This window comes from Haloarcula sp. Atlit-120R (assembly GCF_003665885.1).
In the GTDB taxonomy this organism is placed as follows: domain Archaea; phylum Halobacteriota; class Halobacteria; order Halobacteriales; family Haloarculaceae; genus Haloarcula; species Haloarcula taiwanensis.
On record NZ_QPLN01000007.1, the window covers coordinates 15765 to 32855 of the forward strand.

The 17091-nt window shown below is 61.2% G+C and carries 16 protein-coding genes; 1 reads left to right on the plus strand and 15 read right to left on the minus strand.

Annotated features, from left to right (window positions below; genetic code table 11):
* The 9 genes from DVK01_RS18610 to DVK01_RS18650 form a co-directional block, all read right to left on the minus strand.
* Nucleotides 1-510 carry a hypothetical protein gene (locus tag DVK01_RS18610; RefSeq protein WP_121538078.1) on the minus strand — a complete coding sequence of 170 codons (510 nt, stop codon included), beginning with the start codon at nt 508-510 and terminating at the stop codon, nt 1-3.
* Complete coding sequence (locus DVK01_RS18615) at nt 507-1103, minus strand: helix-turn-helix domain-containing protein (protein ID WP_121538080.1); 597 nt, start codon at nt 1101-1103, stop codon at nt 507-509. Before DVK01_RS18615 ends, DVK01_RS18610 begins: the two co-directional genes overlap by 4 nt.
* A gap of 49 nt (nt 1104-1152) precedes the next feature.
* Nucleotides 1153-1488, minus strand: coding sequence for a hypothetical protein (locus DVK01_RS18620; RefSeq protein ID WP_121538082.1), 336 nt, complete (start codon nt 1486-1488; stop codon nt 1153-1155).
* Nucleotides 1488-1778: a hypothetical protein gene (locus DVK01_RS18625; protein WP_121538083.1), complete on the minus strand. Its 291-nt coding sequence runs from the start codon at nt 1776-1778 to the stop codon at nt 1488-1490. Before DVK01_RS18625 ends, DVK01_RS18620 begins: the two co-directional genes overlap by 1 nt.
* 73 nt (nt 1779-1851) lie before the next feature.
* On the minus strand, nt 1852-2397 hold the full coding sequence (locus DVK01_RS18630; protein WP_121538085.1) for a hypothetical protein: 546 nt from the start codon (nt 2395-2397) through the stop codon (nt 1852-1854).
* A gap of 182 nt (nt 2398-2579) precedes the next feature.
* Nucleotides 2580-3020: a hypothetical protein gene (locus tag DVK01_RS18635; RefSeq protein WP_121538087.1), complete on the minus strand. Its 441-nt coding sequence runs from the start codon at nt 3018-3020 to the stop codon at nt 2580-2582.
* Nucleotides 3021-3720: 700 nt separating this feature from the next.
* A complete protein-coding gene (locus DVK01_RS18640; protein ID WP_147435187.1) occupies nt 3721-4002 on the minus strand; it encodes a hypothetical protein in 282 nt (93 codons plus the stop codon).
* Nucleotides 4003-4168: 166 nt separating this feature from the next.
* Entirely contained in the window at nt 4169-5194 is a 1026-nt protein-coding gene (locus tag DVK01_RS18645; RefSeq protein ID WP_121538091.1) for a hypothetical protein, read from the minus strand.
* Between the two features lie 9 nt (nt 5195-5203).
* Nucleotides 5204-5686: a hypothetical protein gene (locus DVK01_RS18650; RefSeq protein WP_121538093.1), complete on the minus strand. Its 483-nt coding sequence runs from the start codon at nt 5684-5686 to the stop codon at nt 5204-5206.
* Between the two features lie 56 nt (nt 5687-5742).
* On the opposite strand from DVK01_RS18650, the gene DVK01_RS18655 reads away from it, so the two are divergent.
* On the plus strand, nt 5743-6387 hold the full coding sequence (locus DVK01_RS18655; RefSeq protein WP_121538095.1) for a hypothetical protein: 645 nt from the start codon (nt 5743-5745) through the stop codon (nt 6385-6387).
* Nucleotides 6388-6463: 76 nt separating this feature from the next.
* Here the strand turns inward: DVK01_RS18655 and DVK01_RS18660 are convergent, their stop codons facing one another.
* Genes DVK01_RS18660 through DVK01_RS18685 form a run of 6 tightly spaced genes read right to left on the minus strand, consistent with a single transcriptional unit; the run spans nt 6464 to nt 17089 of the window.
* Entirely contained in the window at nt 6464-7987 is a 1524-nt protein-coding gene (locus DVK01_RS18660; RefSeq protein WP_121538097.1) for a primase-associated protein, read from the minus strand.
* A complete protein-coding gene (locus DVK01_RS18665; RefSeq protein WP_121538099.1) occupies nt 7984-8868 on the minus strand; it encodes a DNA primase in 885 nt (294 codons plus the stop codon). Before DVK01_RS18665 ends, DVK01_RS18660 begins: the two co-directional genes overlap by 4 nt.
* Nucleotides 8865-12689, minus strand: a complete 3825-nt coding sequence (locus DVK01_RS18670) for an ATP-binding protein (RefSeq protein ID WP_121538101.1) — start codon at nt 12687-12689, stop codon at nt 8865-8867. The genes DVK01_RS18665 and DVK01_RS18670 overlap by 4 nt, the downstream gene beginning before the upstream one ends.
* The gene (locus DVK01_RS18675; RefSeq protein ID WP_199722376.1) at nt 12682-14916 is read right to left on the minus strand and encodes a VirB4 family type IV secretion system protein; all 2235 of its coding nucleotides are present in this window, start codon (nt 14914-14916) and stop codon (nt 12682-12684) included. The genes DVK01_RS18670 and DVK01_RS18675 overlap by 8 nt, the downstream gene beginning before the upstream one ends.
* Nucleotides 14900-16021, minus strand: a complete 1122-nt coding sequence (locus DVK01_RS18680; RefSeq protein WP_121538105.1) for a hypothetical protein — start codon at nt 16019-16021, stop codon at nt 14900-14902. The genes DVK01_RS18675 and DVK01_RS18680 overlap by 17 nt, the downstream gene beginning before the upstream one ends.
* Nucleotides 16022-16027: 6 nt before the next feature.
* Entirely contained in the window at nt 16028-17089 is a 1062-nt protein-coding gene (locus tag DVK01_RS18685) for a hypothetical protein (protein ID WP_121538107.1), read from the minus strand.
* Between the last annotated feature and the right edge of the window lie 2 nt (nt 17090-17091).

A 17091-nucleotide genomic window follows, 5' to 3' on the forward strand; every position in this document is an offset into this window, starting at 1 on the left:
TCAGCTGTCGCCGGCGACTAGGTCCTCGATGAACCGGAACCCGTTCACGAACGTCATCGAGTCACCGTACCCCTCGCTCGCGAGCACGGTTTCGGCCCCCTCGCCGGCCGCGATATCGGTCGTGTAGATGTACACCCCGGTCGCCGTCCCCGCGCTGAGGTGTTGGGCAGCTAGGGCGGCGAGGGCAGCGTCGGCGCGTTCGACCTCGTCGGCAGGGCGGTCGTCGGCGTTCGCGATGTACCGCTGGACGCCGTCCATCACCCGCGAGACGACCGGTTCGGAGAACTCGAGCGGCGCCGCAACCGTCGCCCACCCTTCGTCGATCGCAGCGTCGACGGGTGGCGTCTCGACATCGGGCTCGTCGACGGTCAGCTCCTCGTACACCCGTTCGGGCAGGACGAAGGTGACGTCGTTCCGGCGAGCGAACCGCCGAACAGCCTTGTACCGACTGTTCGACGGCTGTCCCATCGCGACGAACAGGCCGGTGTCGGCGATGTGGAGCCGGCTCACGCGTCGCTAGTGCCGTCGCCGTCGATATCCAACTCGTCGAGTCCCGCCCCTCCCTCCTCGATGTCGTAGTGTTCGTGGACGACGGGCCGGAGCGCCTGCAAGATCATCTCCGCAGCCAGCGGCGAGATGTCGAGGTCTTCGGCCATCAGCCGGTGGGTCACTTCCCCACGCTCCCGAGCAACCGCGTAGGTGAGCGCCGTCGCGAGGCCGGCGACGCCGTGCCGGTCGATGTACGTGTCGATGTCGGCGTCCGTCTCGCGACGGCCGACGGCGTCGATGAGCGCCGGCGTGATCGTGTACTCGCGGTCGCCCGCGGCCGTCGTCACGGTCAGGTCGATCTCCCGAGCGGCGTACCGGCGTGGCTGCTCGTCGTCGGTGACGTCGACAACGCCGGCGTCGACGAGCCGGTTGACGTAGCTGTAAGCCGTTCCCTGGGCGAGCTCGAGGTCGTCCATCACGTCTTGGACGGTCGCCTCCCCCTCCCGGGCGAGGTACGCGTACAGCTGAGCCAGCTGTGGCTCCTCGAGGAGGTCCGCGACCGAGAGGAAGTCCTGGACGATGTCGCCGTCCGCCCGGTTTGAGGTGCGTGACACGATTCGTTCTTGATTACAGTTTACAGCGAACCAGTAAAGAGTGTTGGGGTCACTCTGCCGGCGTCGCGACGAGATGCTCCTCGAGATCGCGCGTCCAGTATGTCGCGAGACCACCCGGACTACAGCGGGCGCACAGCTGTAACGGGCCTTCCAGGTGCCCCAGTTCGACCCGGAACCGGGTGAGCGCCGCGAGCGTGTCGACGACCAGCCCACAGCCGTCACAGGCGACGTGATCGCGCTCGTCGGGATCCGGCTCCGTCTGGATCGCGCAGTCGATGCAGATCGGGTGGGTGACCCGCTCGTCCTCCCCCCAGGTGTGGGCCTCGCCAGTCTCGGTACCGGGCGGCGCGTCGCAAAACGCACAGCCGACAAGGGTCTGCTGCATCACTCGCCCTCCGCGTCGGCGTCGCGGCCGGCCGTCCAACCACGATGGAAGACAGCCAGCTGTGTCATCGAGTCGAACGTGGTGCCGCTCGGCTCGTGAACCAGAACTTGGTCTTCAGGAACCGGAGTGACGACGTCCGCGTCGACGAGGTCGCTGACCAGGCGCTGGGCCGTCGTGTCGTCGATGTCCGCCGTGTCGACGCCGGTGGCGTCGCGGTCCTGAGCGAGCTGTTCTTTCTCGAACCGTTCGTAGTCGCGACTCGTGTCGTCGTGCGGATCGGGACCAGGCATGGTGAGTCACGCAGCGCACGCTATTGCGCGCTGCACGCCTCCTGGCGCCGATAAACAGTCAGGGCCGACAGTATCAGTCCGGTCGCGGGTCTCGATAGCCGATGACGGCGACGTCGTCGATGAACAGGACGCCCTTCATGAAGTCGAGCTTGGTCAGACTGTGCTGGTAGAGGTTATGCCGCCCGAGATAGTTCACCGGCACCACTAGACAGCCGAACTCGATCTTTGGCCGGCCGTCCTTCTTGGTGCGGTACCCCTTCTGGAACTTGAGGAGGTCGTCGCTGACGTTCTTCCGCTCGCTCTTCTCGACCTCGATGGCGATGCGGGTGTCGGCGTCGTAGAGGTCGACGCTGTAGTTAAACCCCTGATGCGACCAGAGCTTGCAGTTCGGGTTGTAACCGCCGGCGGCGTCCCCTTCGTACTCGTACTGCGAGAGCTTGTCGGCGATCGCGGCATCGAAGCCGCCGACCTCTGTGTGCTTCGTCGAGCCGTCGAAGACGCTTGCTGGGACGGCCTCGACGGCCGACCGAATCGACGCCAGCGCATCGTCCGGAAATACCTCGGACGAGGTTTGGGTACGGCGCTCGCTCAGTTTGGTGACCTCCTCGACGACGACCATACTCGCACTCGACGAACAGTGCCCCGATAAAACCCGTCGCGACGACCATTCGAGTCGACCGGTCGCCAGGATACATTCACTCGAGGTACAGGGCGGTGGGTGGGGGCGAGGGAGTGGATCCACCCCCAGCGTTAACCAACACCGTGTCGGTATCGACCGAGAATGTTGGTTAAGTCTAGCTGCTACGGCGTTCGGAGCTCTCGAACTGGCTTCACGACGAAGGTGTCTGGCTCGCTGGTTGCTTTCTCACCTAACCGCTCCGTTGACGTCGAAGACGACCCCGTGAGCTGAGTGATGAGCTCGTCGCGAACGGTTCGTCGAGGGACGGTGGTCTCGTGCCAGCCCAGCCGGTCGTCGAAGTGCCGCTTCTGGAACTGCTCGCCGACGTCGTCGGCCGCGACGTACTGCGTCCGCGCCGACCGCCCGACCTGCCGGGAGATGAAGACGGCCCCCACGGCCTCGTGCGTGAGCTCGACGAGAGCACACTCCACGAGGGCGAGGACCGACGCGTGATCCCGGTCGGTCGGAACCGTCATCTCGAGGTCTGCCCACGGCGCCTGACCGTCGGGGGTAGTTCCTGCGTGATCCGCTGCTCGTGACTTGCTGCGTCGTTCCGAAGCCATCGTCAATCGGGGGCACGTGATGTACCCCGCCACCCCCTGGCGGGGGCGACAGACACCACCGACTCACACCCATTCACCTATGCGCTAAATCTGATAAGTTCCAGAATCCAATCTCTGAGCGACGGCCCCTCGGCCTGAGAGAGCCGGCGGCCTTCGCACACTGCATATCGCCTCTTTCTTTGGATGAAAACGGCGATATGCAAGACATTATGACGCCCTCAAATCGAATAAGAACCTCGTCGGGCCGATTTGAGGCGGTAGAAAATACCTCGACGAGTTCGGGACTAATACTGGAGTCACAAAATTTGCTCGACGAGGGGGTAATGAAGGTGATTTCGGACGTATCGGAATTTCACCGGGGCGCTGCTTCAGCTGTTCTGAGTCTCTCGAGGCTCCTCGGCTCGGTACTTCGAATCGTGGAACACCCCGATTCCCTCGATTTCGGTTGTGTTAGCCGCTGAAAATTGCGCGACGGGGATTCAGTAGGATCTTTTTCTACTATTTGACGGAATTGTTATAATCCATTGGTTGTGGGGGATTGCAGATGATATGCTGAATAACAGACGTACCCCCGAAGAAGATCCCCTCGGAATAGATGAATCGAAGCGATCGGTACAGAGACTTTAGAATGAACGGAATGGTATTCGAAAGTAACCTTATCGGAATCCTCGAAACATCATCGAATAGCCAACGGAGTAACTCAGCGACAGATTGGGCAAACGCCATCCCGGTCTGCCTCCACTGCAAAGCGGAAAGAACATTCACCGCAGATAACCTCCTCAGTCATCACATCCAGCTGCCAGGATGGGATATGAGTACCGCCAAAATCTATACTCCCAGTCTCTACCTCAAAATCGATTAGGCCGCCGCCATCCAGATCGTCAAAGGCCTCTGAAAAGACCTCCTCCGTGACATCAGATGCTAATTGAAGGGTTTCATCACGTCCGATAGCCTCCCAGTATGCCCTTTGCTCACCAGTCAAGAAACGGTCCAAGCGATCGATGAACTTGCAGTAGGGACACCGCAGATTAAGGTAACATTTGTCCTCAACAGTCGGAAGATGAACCCTGAATTTTCCCTCACAGCGAGGGCATTGCCGCCCTGTCATTCCATCTTCACTTCTCGGCAAGGCGATTGTGACTGGCTTACTAACCATTAACCTGCTCACCTTGCTCCCAAGCTTCCTGGAAGGTCTCCATCGTCGACTCCAGATTCACAGGTCTGACCTCGCTGACCGTATGCTGAGTATCTCCTGCATCTTTGAAGGACTGATCCCACGTCCATCCCTCGATTTCGTCCCTCACAAGATACCGGGCATGGAACAATCGGGCTTCGAAATCGTAGTACTCGACATACCTTACGTCAACCTCGCCGGATCTGCCTTCCGAAAAGTCAGCTACCAAGCCGCGGTACTCGTCTTCATCATCGAACGCTCTCTCCGATGTGAGAATTTCAATATCGACCGTGTCCGGAACTCCCTCCAAAAGATCGTAGGCAGGCTCTTTGAAGTACCAGTCGACGATAGTGATCTTCTCTTGGGCGACCTCGACTACGCTCTGGAACAGGTTTTGGGCCTTCTCGGGTTCATTTGGTCCTACCGAATGCTGTGTCCACCGTGTCAGCGGCTGCGTATTCGGAATGGAGGTTCCTTCCTCCACGTATAGTTCGTACTTGTTCCGACCTCTTCCCGTTATTTCCACTCCCCGGTAAGTGGCCTCAGGCCTGGATCCAACAGCTGCGTCGACGAGTTCCTTCAGATCGAGGTATCCAATCGCAGGGAGAACTCGGTCCTCGTCGACATCCAGTTCTTCAGCTATGTCTTCGCTGGAGAGCTTAGCCGAGCCGAACGGGTGTTCGCGGTCGGTTTCATACAGCAGCTGTAGTATATCGTACCGGATTTCGTCCCCTAAGACGGTTTCATAGCCGTCTTGATCCAACCTCTCGATTCCTTCCGCAGTTAGCTCCATTCCGTGGACGCCGCCCATCGAGACATCGAAGCCGATCTGCCTCTCATCTCTCAAGCGGACAAGGTTGTAATCGATTTCGTTCCGGTCAACCTCGTCCAGTTTTTCGTAGAGGCATTCTGTACCTGCCCTGTCGAGGACTGATTCCTCGAACTTGTCGTAGACGTACTTCAGGATCTCTCGACGGACTTTCCGGTCGGATTCATTCATGCTCTGGTGTCAGTAGTTTTCTTTGCGGAGATTGTTGACCGCGTACTGTAGTTCCTCGACATCGTCAGCAAGATTCTCGACGTCCTCTTCTATGCTACTGAACTTGCGTGGATAGACGTCCTGAATCTTGGCAAGCGGGGAAACCGGTTCCTTGTCCGAGTTTGTGAAGTAGACCGTGCCGACATCGGCGTTGTCATACCCTATGACCTTCCATTCGATGAAGTTTCGCCACCCGAGATCTTCCAGTTTCATCGCGATACGGGACTTGATCAGTCCATACGTCTCCTCGTCAACTTCTTCGAGTGCCTGTTCTTCGTCGATGCCGTCTAATAGGAACAGGGCATCCGCCTCGTCTTCGATAATGTGATTTGTTATCTCTTCTAGCGTGAAGGCCTGCTCGTCGTTGTTACGTAGAAGGTCGGTGATGTGGACTTCAAGCGGATCTAGTAGGCGGCCTTCCTTCCACTCTTCAGAATCTACGTCGATTGGCATACCCGAATAGACCGAGGATGGACTTATAAACCATTTCCCGTAGACATATTCAGGTGATGGCTGGAACAGCAACAGAGCTCCATATCTCCGGAGGGAATCATATCACTCTCCCTTCCCGGAGAAAGGACTCAGCTGCTAATAATTTCGATCGGCTTGATGTCATCTTTGTCGAGGCTCCTTTGGCGAAGAGGCCTGGGAAATTTGAGCACCTGTCGAACTTGGTCATGGTTCCTCTATTGGTCGCCGCTCTCTACTTGATGCTATTGGGCCAGAAATTGTTCAGGATCGCAGGCCTCCATGATTCCCATCTCGTATACGACTTAGCGGAGGAATACGACGCGGAGATCGTTGAGGTGGATATGGATCTTTTCGATGTGATTGATGAGTACCGGCTGCTGTGGATGCTGGTTCACCATGGCATCGTGATGTTGGCGATATTCGCTTTGCCGAAGGTAGTCGCGACGTTTCAGTGGGTGCCAATCCCTGTACTTGTCCCCTCCGTCTTTGTCGCCGCTGCTGTTCTGATATTCGGTGCTTTCGCCACGGGGACGATGGGGGCCAGAGACATGAGGATGGCGTACGACGTTAAGGAGTACAGCGAGGAGAACCCTGTTGAGGATGCATTGCTTGTTATCGGTGCTCTTCACCGTGCCGGGGTGAAGAAACGTCTCCAAGACTCCACGCAGGTTCAGATAGCTTGAGTCAGTCAGAGGAATTGAAGACGGTCTTTCAGCCAGTGATGTAGGTCAAGAACGGAAAAGATAGAAATTCTGTAATTCAGAACTGCTCTGAGAGACCCGCCGATTCCTCGTCGACTTGCTCGTACATCTCATCCGGGAACGGGAGGCTACCCCAGATCGAGTAGGGACATTGGTCCTGGCCGATGCAGTAGCGCTGCATATCGTCGTTATCGCAGTTCATCGGCAACGGGGTGTCTCCGCCGATCGTGTTCGAGAACTCGAAGCGGACTTGGTACTCAGTTTCCGGTCCGTCGTACCACGGCCACCTGGAGAAGACGTCCTTGAGGTCCGCGACGATCTCGTCGAGGCTGCTGTCTTGGTACTGCGGCAGCCACATCACCATCCGCGCGAAGTTGTAGAGGTCCTTCCGGACGGGCTTCTTTTCGTGTAGCCGCTCCTCCATATTCGCCATACAGGGAAGTTCGAACAGGTCCTCGATCTCCCGGACCTCGATCTGTTCGGCGCCGGTTCCGGCTCGCCCGATTCGGTACGTATTGACGCGCCCGTCGCGGTCGATCGTGACGGCCGAGTGGGACTCGTGGTCGGCCAGCGTCTTCGCGAGACTGCTCGGACTCGAGATCCAGTCCGTTACAGAGGATTCCCAGTCGTCCTCGGCATCGTACGCCGTAACCGCTTGATAGAGCTCTTTCGCCGTGTGGAACTCGCCCTTTTGCGCTACGTCATCGGGCGCATCACTCAGGGCCCGCCGGAGGACGCGGATCGTCCGTTCCCCACGGTCCCAGTTCCGCCAGATACGCTCGTGATGGCCGGTCTCGAGGAAGCGATCGATCCGCTCCGTGATCGCCGACTCGTTCGTGGTTAGCCACGTCAGCTGGTCGTCGGAGAGCCCGTCTTCTTGCACCCGCAGGAGCTTCTTGTATGCCCGCTCAGCGTAGTCCCGATACTTGCTGTCGAAATCACCGACCGGGACGTACAGGTTGTTGTCCTTCACTCGCGTCAGTATCTCCCCACCATCGTCACTCCCCGTCGACGCCTCGTCCTCCCGAACGAGGCATTTGCGTGACGCCGCTGCCATCGGGATTTCGAGGTAGAGGCCTTCCCCGAACTCCGGCATCTCCGTGATGCCCGTACAGACCCGACCCGGATGTGGGCCATCCTCACCGGGCTCCTTGCTGTACAGCACGTCGGCGATGTCCTGCTGGAGTGACCCATCGCCGTGGGCGCGAATGAGGGAGGCGAGATTGTTGACGTACAGCTCTCGGATGTCGTAGAGCACCTGGATGTTCCGGGGTGACGCGTGCTCGAACTTCGGGTGCTCTTTCACACAGATCGCACTCAACGTCGCGAGCACGGCGAGCGTCCCCGGTTCGTCGACGAACGGCTCCTCGGCAGCATCGGCACGAACCTGCTCTTTGAACGCCGCCGTCCCGAACCGCTCGATGTCGTTCACGAGGTCCTCGGGTTGGTCCTCGCCGTCGACGACGTATCGATTGTAACCACGCGTAAACAGCTGGTTGATCCGGGTCTCACCGTACTCCAGCGGGAGTGCCGCAACTCGATACGCCATGTCTTCGTCGTCGGTGGGCGTACTCGGACTCATTTGTCGATCACCTCGGGAGTCGCCGACCGAACGTCGAACGCCGGGCTCTCGATTGGTTGGACAATGCTACAGACGTCGGCGTGGAGTGAGTAAGGCAGGCGGGCGACACGCCGGCGGTCGGCCGTCACGACGGGGTCGATCGGGATGTCGTACGTCTCCAGAAGGAGGTCGTTCAACACCTCGCGACTCTGCTCGTCGTATCGGTGCGCCGGATCGGTATCCAGCAGGTAGACGTGGACACCTTGCCCGCTGTACACGACCATCGTCTCCTCGGCGTCGAAATCGTCCTCGAAGATGTCACGCACCTCGAACCCGTACTCGATGGCGCGGTCGACGTCTTCGAAGGCGTACGGATACCCCTCGGGAGCGGCGTCAAGGATACCCGCAGCATCAAGGAGCGCATCGTCGTCCCGATCGTCGACGTCTGCCGACACCAGTTCCTCCGCTCGGTCTCGTGCGATCTCTTTCGCGTCGATATCGACCAGAAGAACCCACGGCCGTTCCCAGTGATCCAGCGCGTAATACACGGCGTCGGGCTGTGGGTCCGGTTGCTCCAGCACCTCCGGATCAGCGAGTGCGAACTCGCTCCGCCCCAGCGGGTCGTTGCGAGCGGGGTGTCGAATGAACTCGACGACGTCCTCGAAGTCGTCGAACTCGGGCGTCGTTCGGTCCCCCGACGCATCTGTTTGCCACGTATCCCGCCGGATGAAGTCCTTGGCCGGCACCTCGTCTTTGCGCACCGGGTGGGGCTCTCGGAAGGCGACAGCGTACTGTTTCGGGCCGGTCGCCGTGATGAATTCCGGCAGGTCATCTAGATAGCGGGGGAACTCCTCGGCGTAGTAGGCGTAGATCTCCTCACGGGTCGCCTGTCGCCAAGTCATTGGTTGAGTTCTTGGTCGAGATTTTTGAAGCCCCGAACGGTGGTCAGCCCCGTAGCATCGAATTCGTCGACGGCGTCTCTGATGGTCGCGAACGATCGTGCCGCCCGCCCGCTGACCCGCTCGTCGATCCGATCCGCGTCGGCAAGGCTGTCCAGAACGTCGAGCGCCGTCTCGCGATTGTTGAAGGCCCAGATCGCGTCGGCGTCCACCGCGCTGAGTTTGTCGTAATCCTCGACCGGGGCGTGCCGGTTGTTACTCGCGAGCTCTGCTTCGCCGGCCCAGACAAGCTCGCCGTCCCCGTCGAAGCCGGCCACGTCCAGTACCGTGCCGTCGTCGGTTTCGTAGTACGGTTCCACGCGACCGACGTCGTCCCGCTGCTGGAGCCACAGCTCGAGGAGCCGGACGCCAACCTTGTGTGGCGTTTTCTCGCCGAGATCGCCCGCTCCTGGCCCCGCCTTCAATTCTCTCCCGAGGAGGTCTCGACCGTCTGGGAGGACGGTGTAGTACTTGCGCCCGGCCGCGGAGTCCGCTTCCAGGAGATCCTGCTCCGTGAGCCGCTCCACATGGAGGTCGTCGTATTCGTCCCGAAGCTGGCTCATCCTGTCCAGTAGCGTGTACTCGTCGTCCTCCCGGTTCATCACGTCGAGGACCCGATTCAGGAACCGGACGTCGTCACGGCTGAGCCCGCGTTGTCGGAGTTCGTCATCGGGGACGGGCACGCTACTTTCCTGAACGGGTGTTGCCCCGTTCTCCGGCTCCGCTGCTTGGTCAGCAGCTGACTCCTCGTCCGCCTCGGTGGCCTGCCCGAACAGGGAGCTCATCGCTGCCTCGTCCGCATCTGGGTCGCTGTCCGTCTCGGACTGGGTGGTCGACGTCGATGTGTCCTCGGTCGTCGATTCGCTGATGAACGCGGATTGCGTCGGATCCGTTCCTGAGTCGCCGTCGGCAGCCGAACCCGTCGTCTCAGCCCCCGAACTCCCCCAGCCAGTCTCCTCGGGGGAAGTGGTCGACTCAGTTAGCTCTGTCAGCCCGTACTGGGCCTGTGTCCGCTCGACCATCCGTGGCCGGGACACGGACTCGAAATGGTCTTCCTGGGGCTCTGTGAGCGGCTGATCGCTTTCTGGATGCCCCGGCGCAATCGGGAGCGGCTTCAGCGAAAACGGTGGCGGACCAGTCTCCCCGAACGACGGACTGGGGAGCTGTGCGATCCACTCGCCACTTGGGAGCGTGTTGATCCGGTTGCGGAGTTCGGTCGGAGAGAGGTCCTCGTGGGCAAGTGACTCCGCGAGGTCGCGCTCGATCGAGATGTTGCCGATGAGCTTCGTCTTGATGTTGTTCAGCACCTCGTCGTAGGCCCGCTCATTCCGGTTCCGCACCTGTTCAGGGAACTGCATCACAAGTCCCATACTCAGCCCGAACGACCGACCCTGCGGCAGGAGCTGTTCGGAGACAAGCTTCGTCGACGCGACCGGCGCCGCCTCCTCGATGATGAGGTTCGTGAGCTTCTCGTAGTCGGTCTGACCGTCGCGACGGCGCACCTGCACGGCGTCCCAGAGGTTGCTCAACAGCAGGAGTGTGATCGCTCGCTGTGCCTCCGGCCGAAGGTCGCCGAGGTCGAAGATGATGGTCGCGTCTTCATCGAGGAACTCGCGGAAGTCGAAGCGGTTGTCGACGTACTCGCCGGCGTCGTTCTGCTCAGGGACGTGGCTGAAGATCCGCCGAAGATGCGCGTCCTCTTTGAGCTTGTCGAGCCGGTTCCCGACGGCGTCCATCGACACCTGGAACTGGTGGTTGTCCTTCGCGAAGTGGCGCGTCAGCGATTCCTCGATGTTCTGGTTGTCCGCTGAGACCGGGGGAATCGTCTGATCGCGCTGCATCCGGAGCGCGGCGGCGAAGAGGTCGTCCAGCCCGAACACGTCGCTCCCGTACTCCTCGTCGAACAGCGCCTTGATTAGGTAACTCAGGATCTCGTTCGCGACGAACGCTTGCCCGTACTGCTCGCGACCCATAATCATCCGGAGGATATCGTGGAAGTGGTCGACCTTGTCCTGAATCGCGTCCTCTCGGTTGCGACCGGCCTCGAGCGCGGGCCGGATGTCGAAGAACGAGAACGCGGGGATGGTCTCCGGGACGCGGAAGTGGTAGACGTCGTCCAAGCCACCGAACCGCTCGTAGTGGCAGCGCAGGTAGTTCTCACACATCCCGTCGCCCTTCGGGTCGACGAGGACGACGGGGCCACCAGTCGTCTCGCGGAGCGAGAGGGCGTCGTTGATGATGGCCTTCGACTTCCCGCCACCAGTCGACGCGAACCGCCCGTAATGCGTCGGCAACAGGTCCGGCGGGATCCGAATGGGGTCCGGCCGTGGCTCACCGTTCTCGTCGAGCGCGTAGCCGATGGCCATCCCGTCTTGGAACTGCTGGATCAGATCCGGATTGGGCCACGGGAGCGGGTTCCGACTCTGTTGTTCGGCTCTGGTTCCCCGCGTCCCTTCGACGGTCAACTGTTCGGAGGAGGGGACGAGGACGAAGTTTGCGAGCTCCGTCCCACAGAGGACCAGCTCGGGGCGGGTCTTCCCCCGGGCCGTCGTCAACTCGCGATTGAGGAGGCGCTGGAGAGCGGCCCGTGCCTTCTTCTCCTTGGTTTTCTCACGGAAGCCGCTGTCTCGGAGACGTTGTCCCTCGACCTCGTAGAACGGCCCATCAAGCGGGTCGAACACCGGGAGGAGCGAGTCCATCCGGCCATCGAGGTCGTCGTGGGTATCGTCGGTGGGGACGCCGACGGCCCGGATGTTGACCGTGAACGACCGTTTGGCGTTCTTCGCGTCGATGTACTCGATGCGCTTCTCGACGGCCTCGCTGAGCTGCCGGTCGTCCTGGTCGCTCCGCTGCTCCTCGACCTCGAGTAACGACCCGACGACCTCCTGGAAGAACGTATCCCGGCCGTCGACGAGGTCCTCTTTCCGTACCTCCGCGTCTGACTGCCAGCTAGCACGCCGTTGGAAGACGACTTGGAACGCGGTCGGCGCTGTCGCCTCCATCAAGTGGTCGATCAGCGACGCCAGCGCTGCGCCCGGTTCGTCGACGGACGAGAGATCGCCGTTCGTTTCCTCTGCCGTGAACGGTGTCAGCGAGGTCATCCAGTCCTGCTTCCGCGACGCGGCGCCACACCACCGAACCCCGAGCGGCGAGACAGCGTCTTGTGCCGGGCGAGCCAGAATGGTTCCCGCCGGTGTCATCGTCGGCTTCTTGATGGCCCGTCGCTCTTCCTCGTCGTCTGGAAGTGCATCGGGCGGCGCTAGTTCCAGGGCTGAGTCCCCGACAGTCACGTGATGATCGGGGACGCTCGTGGATGCCGTACCGCCGTCGACAACGGGGTCTGCTTCGGCTGACTCGGAGTCCGATGATTCCTCGTCGACGATGCCGTACTGTTCTGCCGGGCCAAACTCGTACTGCAGCCGCCCGGCCTCGTAGTGGTCGGCGAATTCCTCCGGTGTGAACTCGACTGGCTGAATGAGCCGGGCAGCGACGTCGACGTCGACGCGCTCGATGTCGAACGTGGCTGGATAGATGGAACGGAGGCGCTTCTCGAGCGTATCGAGGTGCGCATCGGCCCCGTAGAAGAACTCTACCGGGTCGTCCGGGCCATCACTGATTGCGAGGAACTCGAATCGGGGTGGTGTCTCGCTGTGGAGCGGGTTCAGCTTCGCCCCGAGGCCCGACGAGCCGGGCGTGGTCAGTTTGTGGAGACTGTCGAGGACGCGGGAGATGCTCTCCGGGTCAAGTCGCTCGGATGTCGGCGTGACGCGCAGGTACTCAGCCATCGTTGGTCCCCTCCGTTGACCCGCCGTCTGGCTCAGCTTCGACGGCGTCTGGTTCCTCGTTCAGTTCGCTCGTTTCGTTCGTTCCGTTCGTTGCTCGATGCTCGAGCTCTTTCTGGAACTCCTCCATCTTGGTATCGACGGCGTCGTCGCCGGCGCCGGGCAATGAGGACCGAACTTGGGAGGTCGGGTCAAAGTCGATGACCCGCTTCTCCTTGGGCATCGCTTTGACCTGAATGCCGCGCCACTCGCCGTCGACGCCCACCAGCGCCTCGGAGAAGCCGGCGTCCTCGTTGCCGGGGACAGCGTCCTGAACGAACCGCATCTGCGCGTAGTTCAAGCCGAACTCGTCGGCCCATTCTTCGTCCATCCCGTCGAGGCGGTGGAACTGCTTAACCGCACATTGGTCCAGAATCGCCTCGGATTCGGCGTGCTCGAAGAACTCGTCGACGGTCTGCGTGACCAGTCGAATCGAGAGGTCGTGATGCCGGTGGTGGCGGAACACCGTCTCGAGGAACGCCAGGCTCGCGGCGTCCTGCATGATGTAGCGCGCCTCGTCGATGTAGAACACGACCTCCTTCTCCGAAACTTTCGCCCGCTCGTACACCAGCGAGATGAGTAGCTGCATCGTCAGCGCCGTGCTGCTGTCGACGCTGCCCTCCTGCTGGGCGAGGTCGAGGTAGATGACCTTCTCGTCGCGGATATCGAAGTCGGACTCCTGGCCGAGGTTGCCGTGCCGACCGTCGTCCTCGAAGGGGCGGAGCTGGTCGAGGAGCCACGTCGCGTCCTCCTTGATTTTCCCGGCTTCCTCGTCGGACCGGACGACGAACTCCTCGGGGTCGTTGACCATCTCCTCGAAGACGTCCATCATATCCTGAATCGTCGGGCTCGGATTGTCGTGCGTCGAGATGTCGTCGGTGATCCCGTTGCGTTTGTACGCCCGCTTGAGGCCGAGTTCGAGCGTCGTCCGGCGGTCTCCGAGTGAGATGCCCCGTAGCGCGAAGAAGTTCGTCAGGAAGCTCATCGCGTCGTCGAGCTTCTCGTTGAACGGGCTGGCGTCTTCGCCCATCGCCCGCTGGACGTGCTCGGGCGTCTCCCGAATCTCCAAGGGATTCAACCCGAGCGTCCCGCCGACCGTGATGCGTTTGGCGTCGAGGGCTTCGGCGACGCCGGCCCAGTTATTCAGCGGCTCGAGGATGATGCCGATACGGTCCTTACTCTGCTCGATGGAGCGGATGAAGTTCTGCTTCGAACTGAACGACTTCCCTGAACCGGTGTCCCCGACGGTGAACATCGCGTACCCGTTGTCTCGTGCGAACGGGTCGATGACGACCGGGCTCTGGTTGTCCTTGTGGATTCCGAACTCGACGCCGCCTTCCTCGAGAATCGTCGCGTTGTGCGGCGAGGACAACAGCGCGCCGACGGCCCCGCCGAGCGCAATCGACGTCCGCCCGAACTCGTTGTCGCCGATGGGTGCGGCGGACTGGAGGGCGAGATCCTGCCGACAGATCGCCGTCTTCGGCGTGAGGTTCGCGGGGTCGTCACGGAGCTCGCTCTTGACCTTCTGGACGGCGTCGCGGAGTGCCTCCTTCTCGTCGGCTCTGCCCGTGATGAACACCCCTTGGTCGAAGACGTTCGCGCCGTTCTCGACGGCCTTGTACGTCGCTGCGGCCTCGTTGGCTCGCTCCTGCAGGTAGGCACTCCGCACGCTCTGTTCGAGGTCGGCGTCCACTTGGAGGTCGTCAGCGATATCCTGCAGTTCGTTCCGCGCCCGCTCTTGGTTCTTCGGCGTGATGTGGGCCGTCAGGTCGAACTGCACGTCCGTCATCTCGAAGAGCTCGGAGAGGTAGCCGTCGTTGGGGTAGTCCGGGTAATCAGCGATGTACAGCGTCGTTGTCCACTGCTCACCGACCCGTGCCGCGCGCGTCTCCCACTCGATCGCCGCCGGCGCCGTCACCGTCTTGTGTGACTCAGCGATGTCGTCGAGGAGTTGGCGTTCGGCCGCGCCCTGTTCGATGGTCTCCTCATCCAGGAGGTCCGAGAACTCGACCTCCTCCTCGTCGTCATCAGCGTACCACTCCCAGAGGAGTTTCCCGCCGATCCCGACCAGTACCGCGAGCAGAATGTAGAGAGCCGCACCTTCAGCTGAGGTTGGGTTCGTGAGCCACTCCGTGAGCTGGCCGACGGCTCCGCTGCCCGTCTGGAGGACGGGGTTACGCATCGTGGTCATCCTCCCGGCGCGAATGGCCGATGATGGGTTGTTCGCGAACGACGCTCTCTGCGTCGTCGTAGTCGTGTTCGCGGCCGTTCCAGAAGTCCATATTCAACACGAAGAGCTCGACCGTGCTGAGCCGGCGTGCGGACCAGCCAGACGCCTGCTGGATGAACTCCGACCGCACGTCGTTGACTCGGCTATCCAGTTTCTCGAACATCTGTGCGCGGCGCTCGACGTCGGTGAGGTCCTCGCGGCGGGTTACGAACGGGTTGAACAGGAACCCGATGACGGGGAACTGCGTCAGCTTCTCGGCCGGTGTCCCCTCGTCTCGGAAGCGGTCATAGACCTCCAGCGGGGTGACTTGGACGCCGATGTAGTACCGCATCTGCTGGATACCCCGTTCGCGCATCTCCTTCGGCCGCGTCTCCCGATACTCCTCGAGGAGTTCCCGGAAGATCGGATTTTCTTTGACGTCCTCGTCGTTCAAGCGGTCTTCGATGTTCTCGGTAATCTGTTCGACCGGGAACGAGCGGGTCGTCGCGTGGAGTTTGAGCTTTGAGTCCAGTTCCTTATTGGCGAACTCCTCGCCGGCGTCCTGGAGCTGCGCCCAGTCGTCGGACATCGCGAAGTCCATGTTGCCGGGGTCGACCTCGATGAACGCCTCCATCGTGCCGTCGGCGCGCTGGATCGCGCCGGCCCCCGGCCACGCCCGTTCGATGTTCGTGAGGTCCTGCGTCCGCTCATCGGGCTTGAACGGCGTGTAGTTCGCGAGCCCACCCTCGTTGCGCTCCGTCTCGTTGGTGCTACTGTCGGCCTCCTCTGGGGCGCTGAACGTGATCTGGGGGCGCTTGACGTAGCGATAGACGTCTTTCGTCCACGTCCACGCGTTGAGGTGGTCAGGCGAGACGTAGACGATCGCGACGCCGAACCCGAACCCACCCGCGACGAACGGCAGGGCGAGTGATCCGATGCCGGTGAGGCCGGCGATGAACAGGCCGACGATCGGGAAGGCGATCAGGACGCCGACGTCGCCTTCCTCGATGTTGAGGTAGGGGATGCGGCTCTCCTCACCGAACTGGTCCATGATGCGCCGTGCGGCTGCGTCTTCGTCGATGGACATGGATTGTTAGTAACCTCCAGGGTCGTTCTCGGTCCGCCGGTAGGACGGCGTCCCGCTGTCTTCGTCGCTGTTCGCGCCCCGGGCTGCCGCTTTCTGCGCCACAGCGTGTCCCGCTGCGGCCTTCGGTCCCCACCGGGCCGCGGTCGTCGCGACGCCGGCGCCGCCGATGTAGGCTCCAGCGGCGACACCGCCGATGAGGGCCGCTCCTTTCGTCGCACCACCGAGAACCTTCGCCGTCAGCGGGGTCGCGTACTTGAACGTCTTCCACGTCACATAGAGCGCAACGAGGGGAAGTGAAGCCGCAACGAGATATTTGAGGAACGCTGATCCCGGCGTCAACGCCCCTCCAGAGTAGAGTAGGTCGTATCCTTTGAGGACTATCGCCGCAGGCAGGGGTAGGATGGCCAGTGGGACGAACCGTTTGCTGAACCCCACCGCGACATCAGAGAGGACTGGGATATTGCCGTACGCAACGGCGAACGCGATGGGCATCCCGTACAGGTAGACGTAGAGGAGAATCTGCCGGATGTAGAACAGCGCCTCCAGTGCCCACATCGAAATTCCTCCGATGAGAGCAAAGAGGAGACCAAGACCGGGATTGGTAATCGACCCCGTTATGAACTGCAGCATAGCAGAGCCCAGCGAGGACAGCTCCGGCATCAGGGCAATCGTGAACCCATCAACAAGGTAGAGCGCGAGCGCTCCAATCCAGTACCAGGTAATAATCAGAAAGGCTCCGACCCAGGCAGTCTTCTTGGTCTTCCGAGCCTCGTACGCACTCCCGATATTGAAGATGCGGATGGTGTGTCGTCCCTGAACGCTCATCACGAGTAGCAGCAGAGAAATCAACATGATCTCGCCACCGATGAGTCCTTCCTGAATTGCTGGCCAAGGGGCGTTACTTGGTTCTCCGAAAATGAACGTCCCGTCAGTCTGGGGAGTCGGAGTGCCAAACATCTCTTCGGTCAGCGTCTGATACCCCGACCGAAGCCCGTCCATGAACAGACCGATGAACCAATCGACGACGTCTTTGAAGCCCTCGAGAACGACGTCTATCAGGTCCACCATCG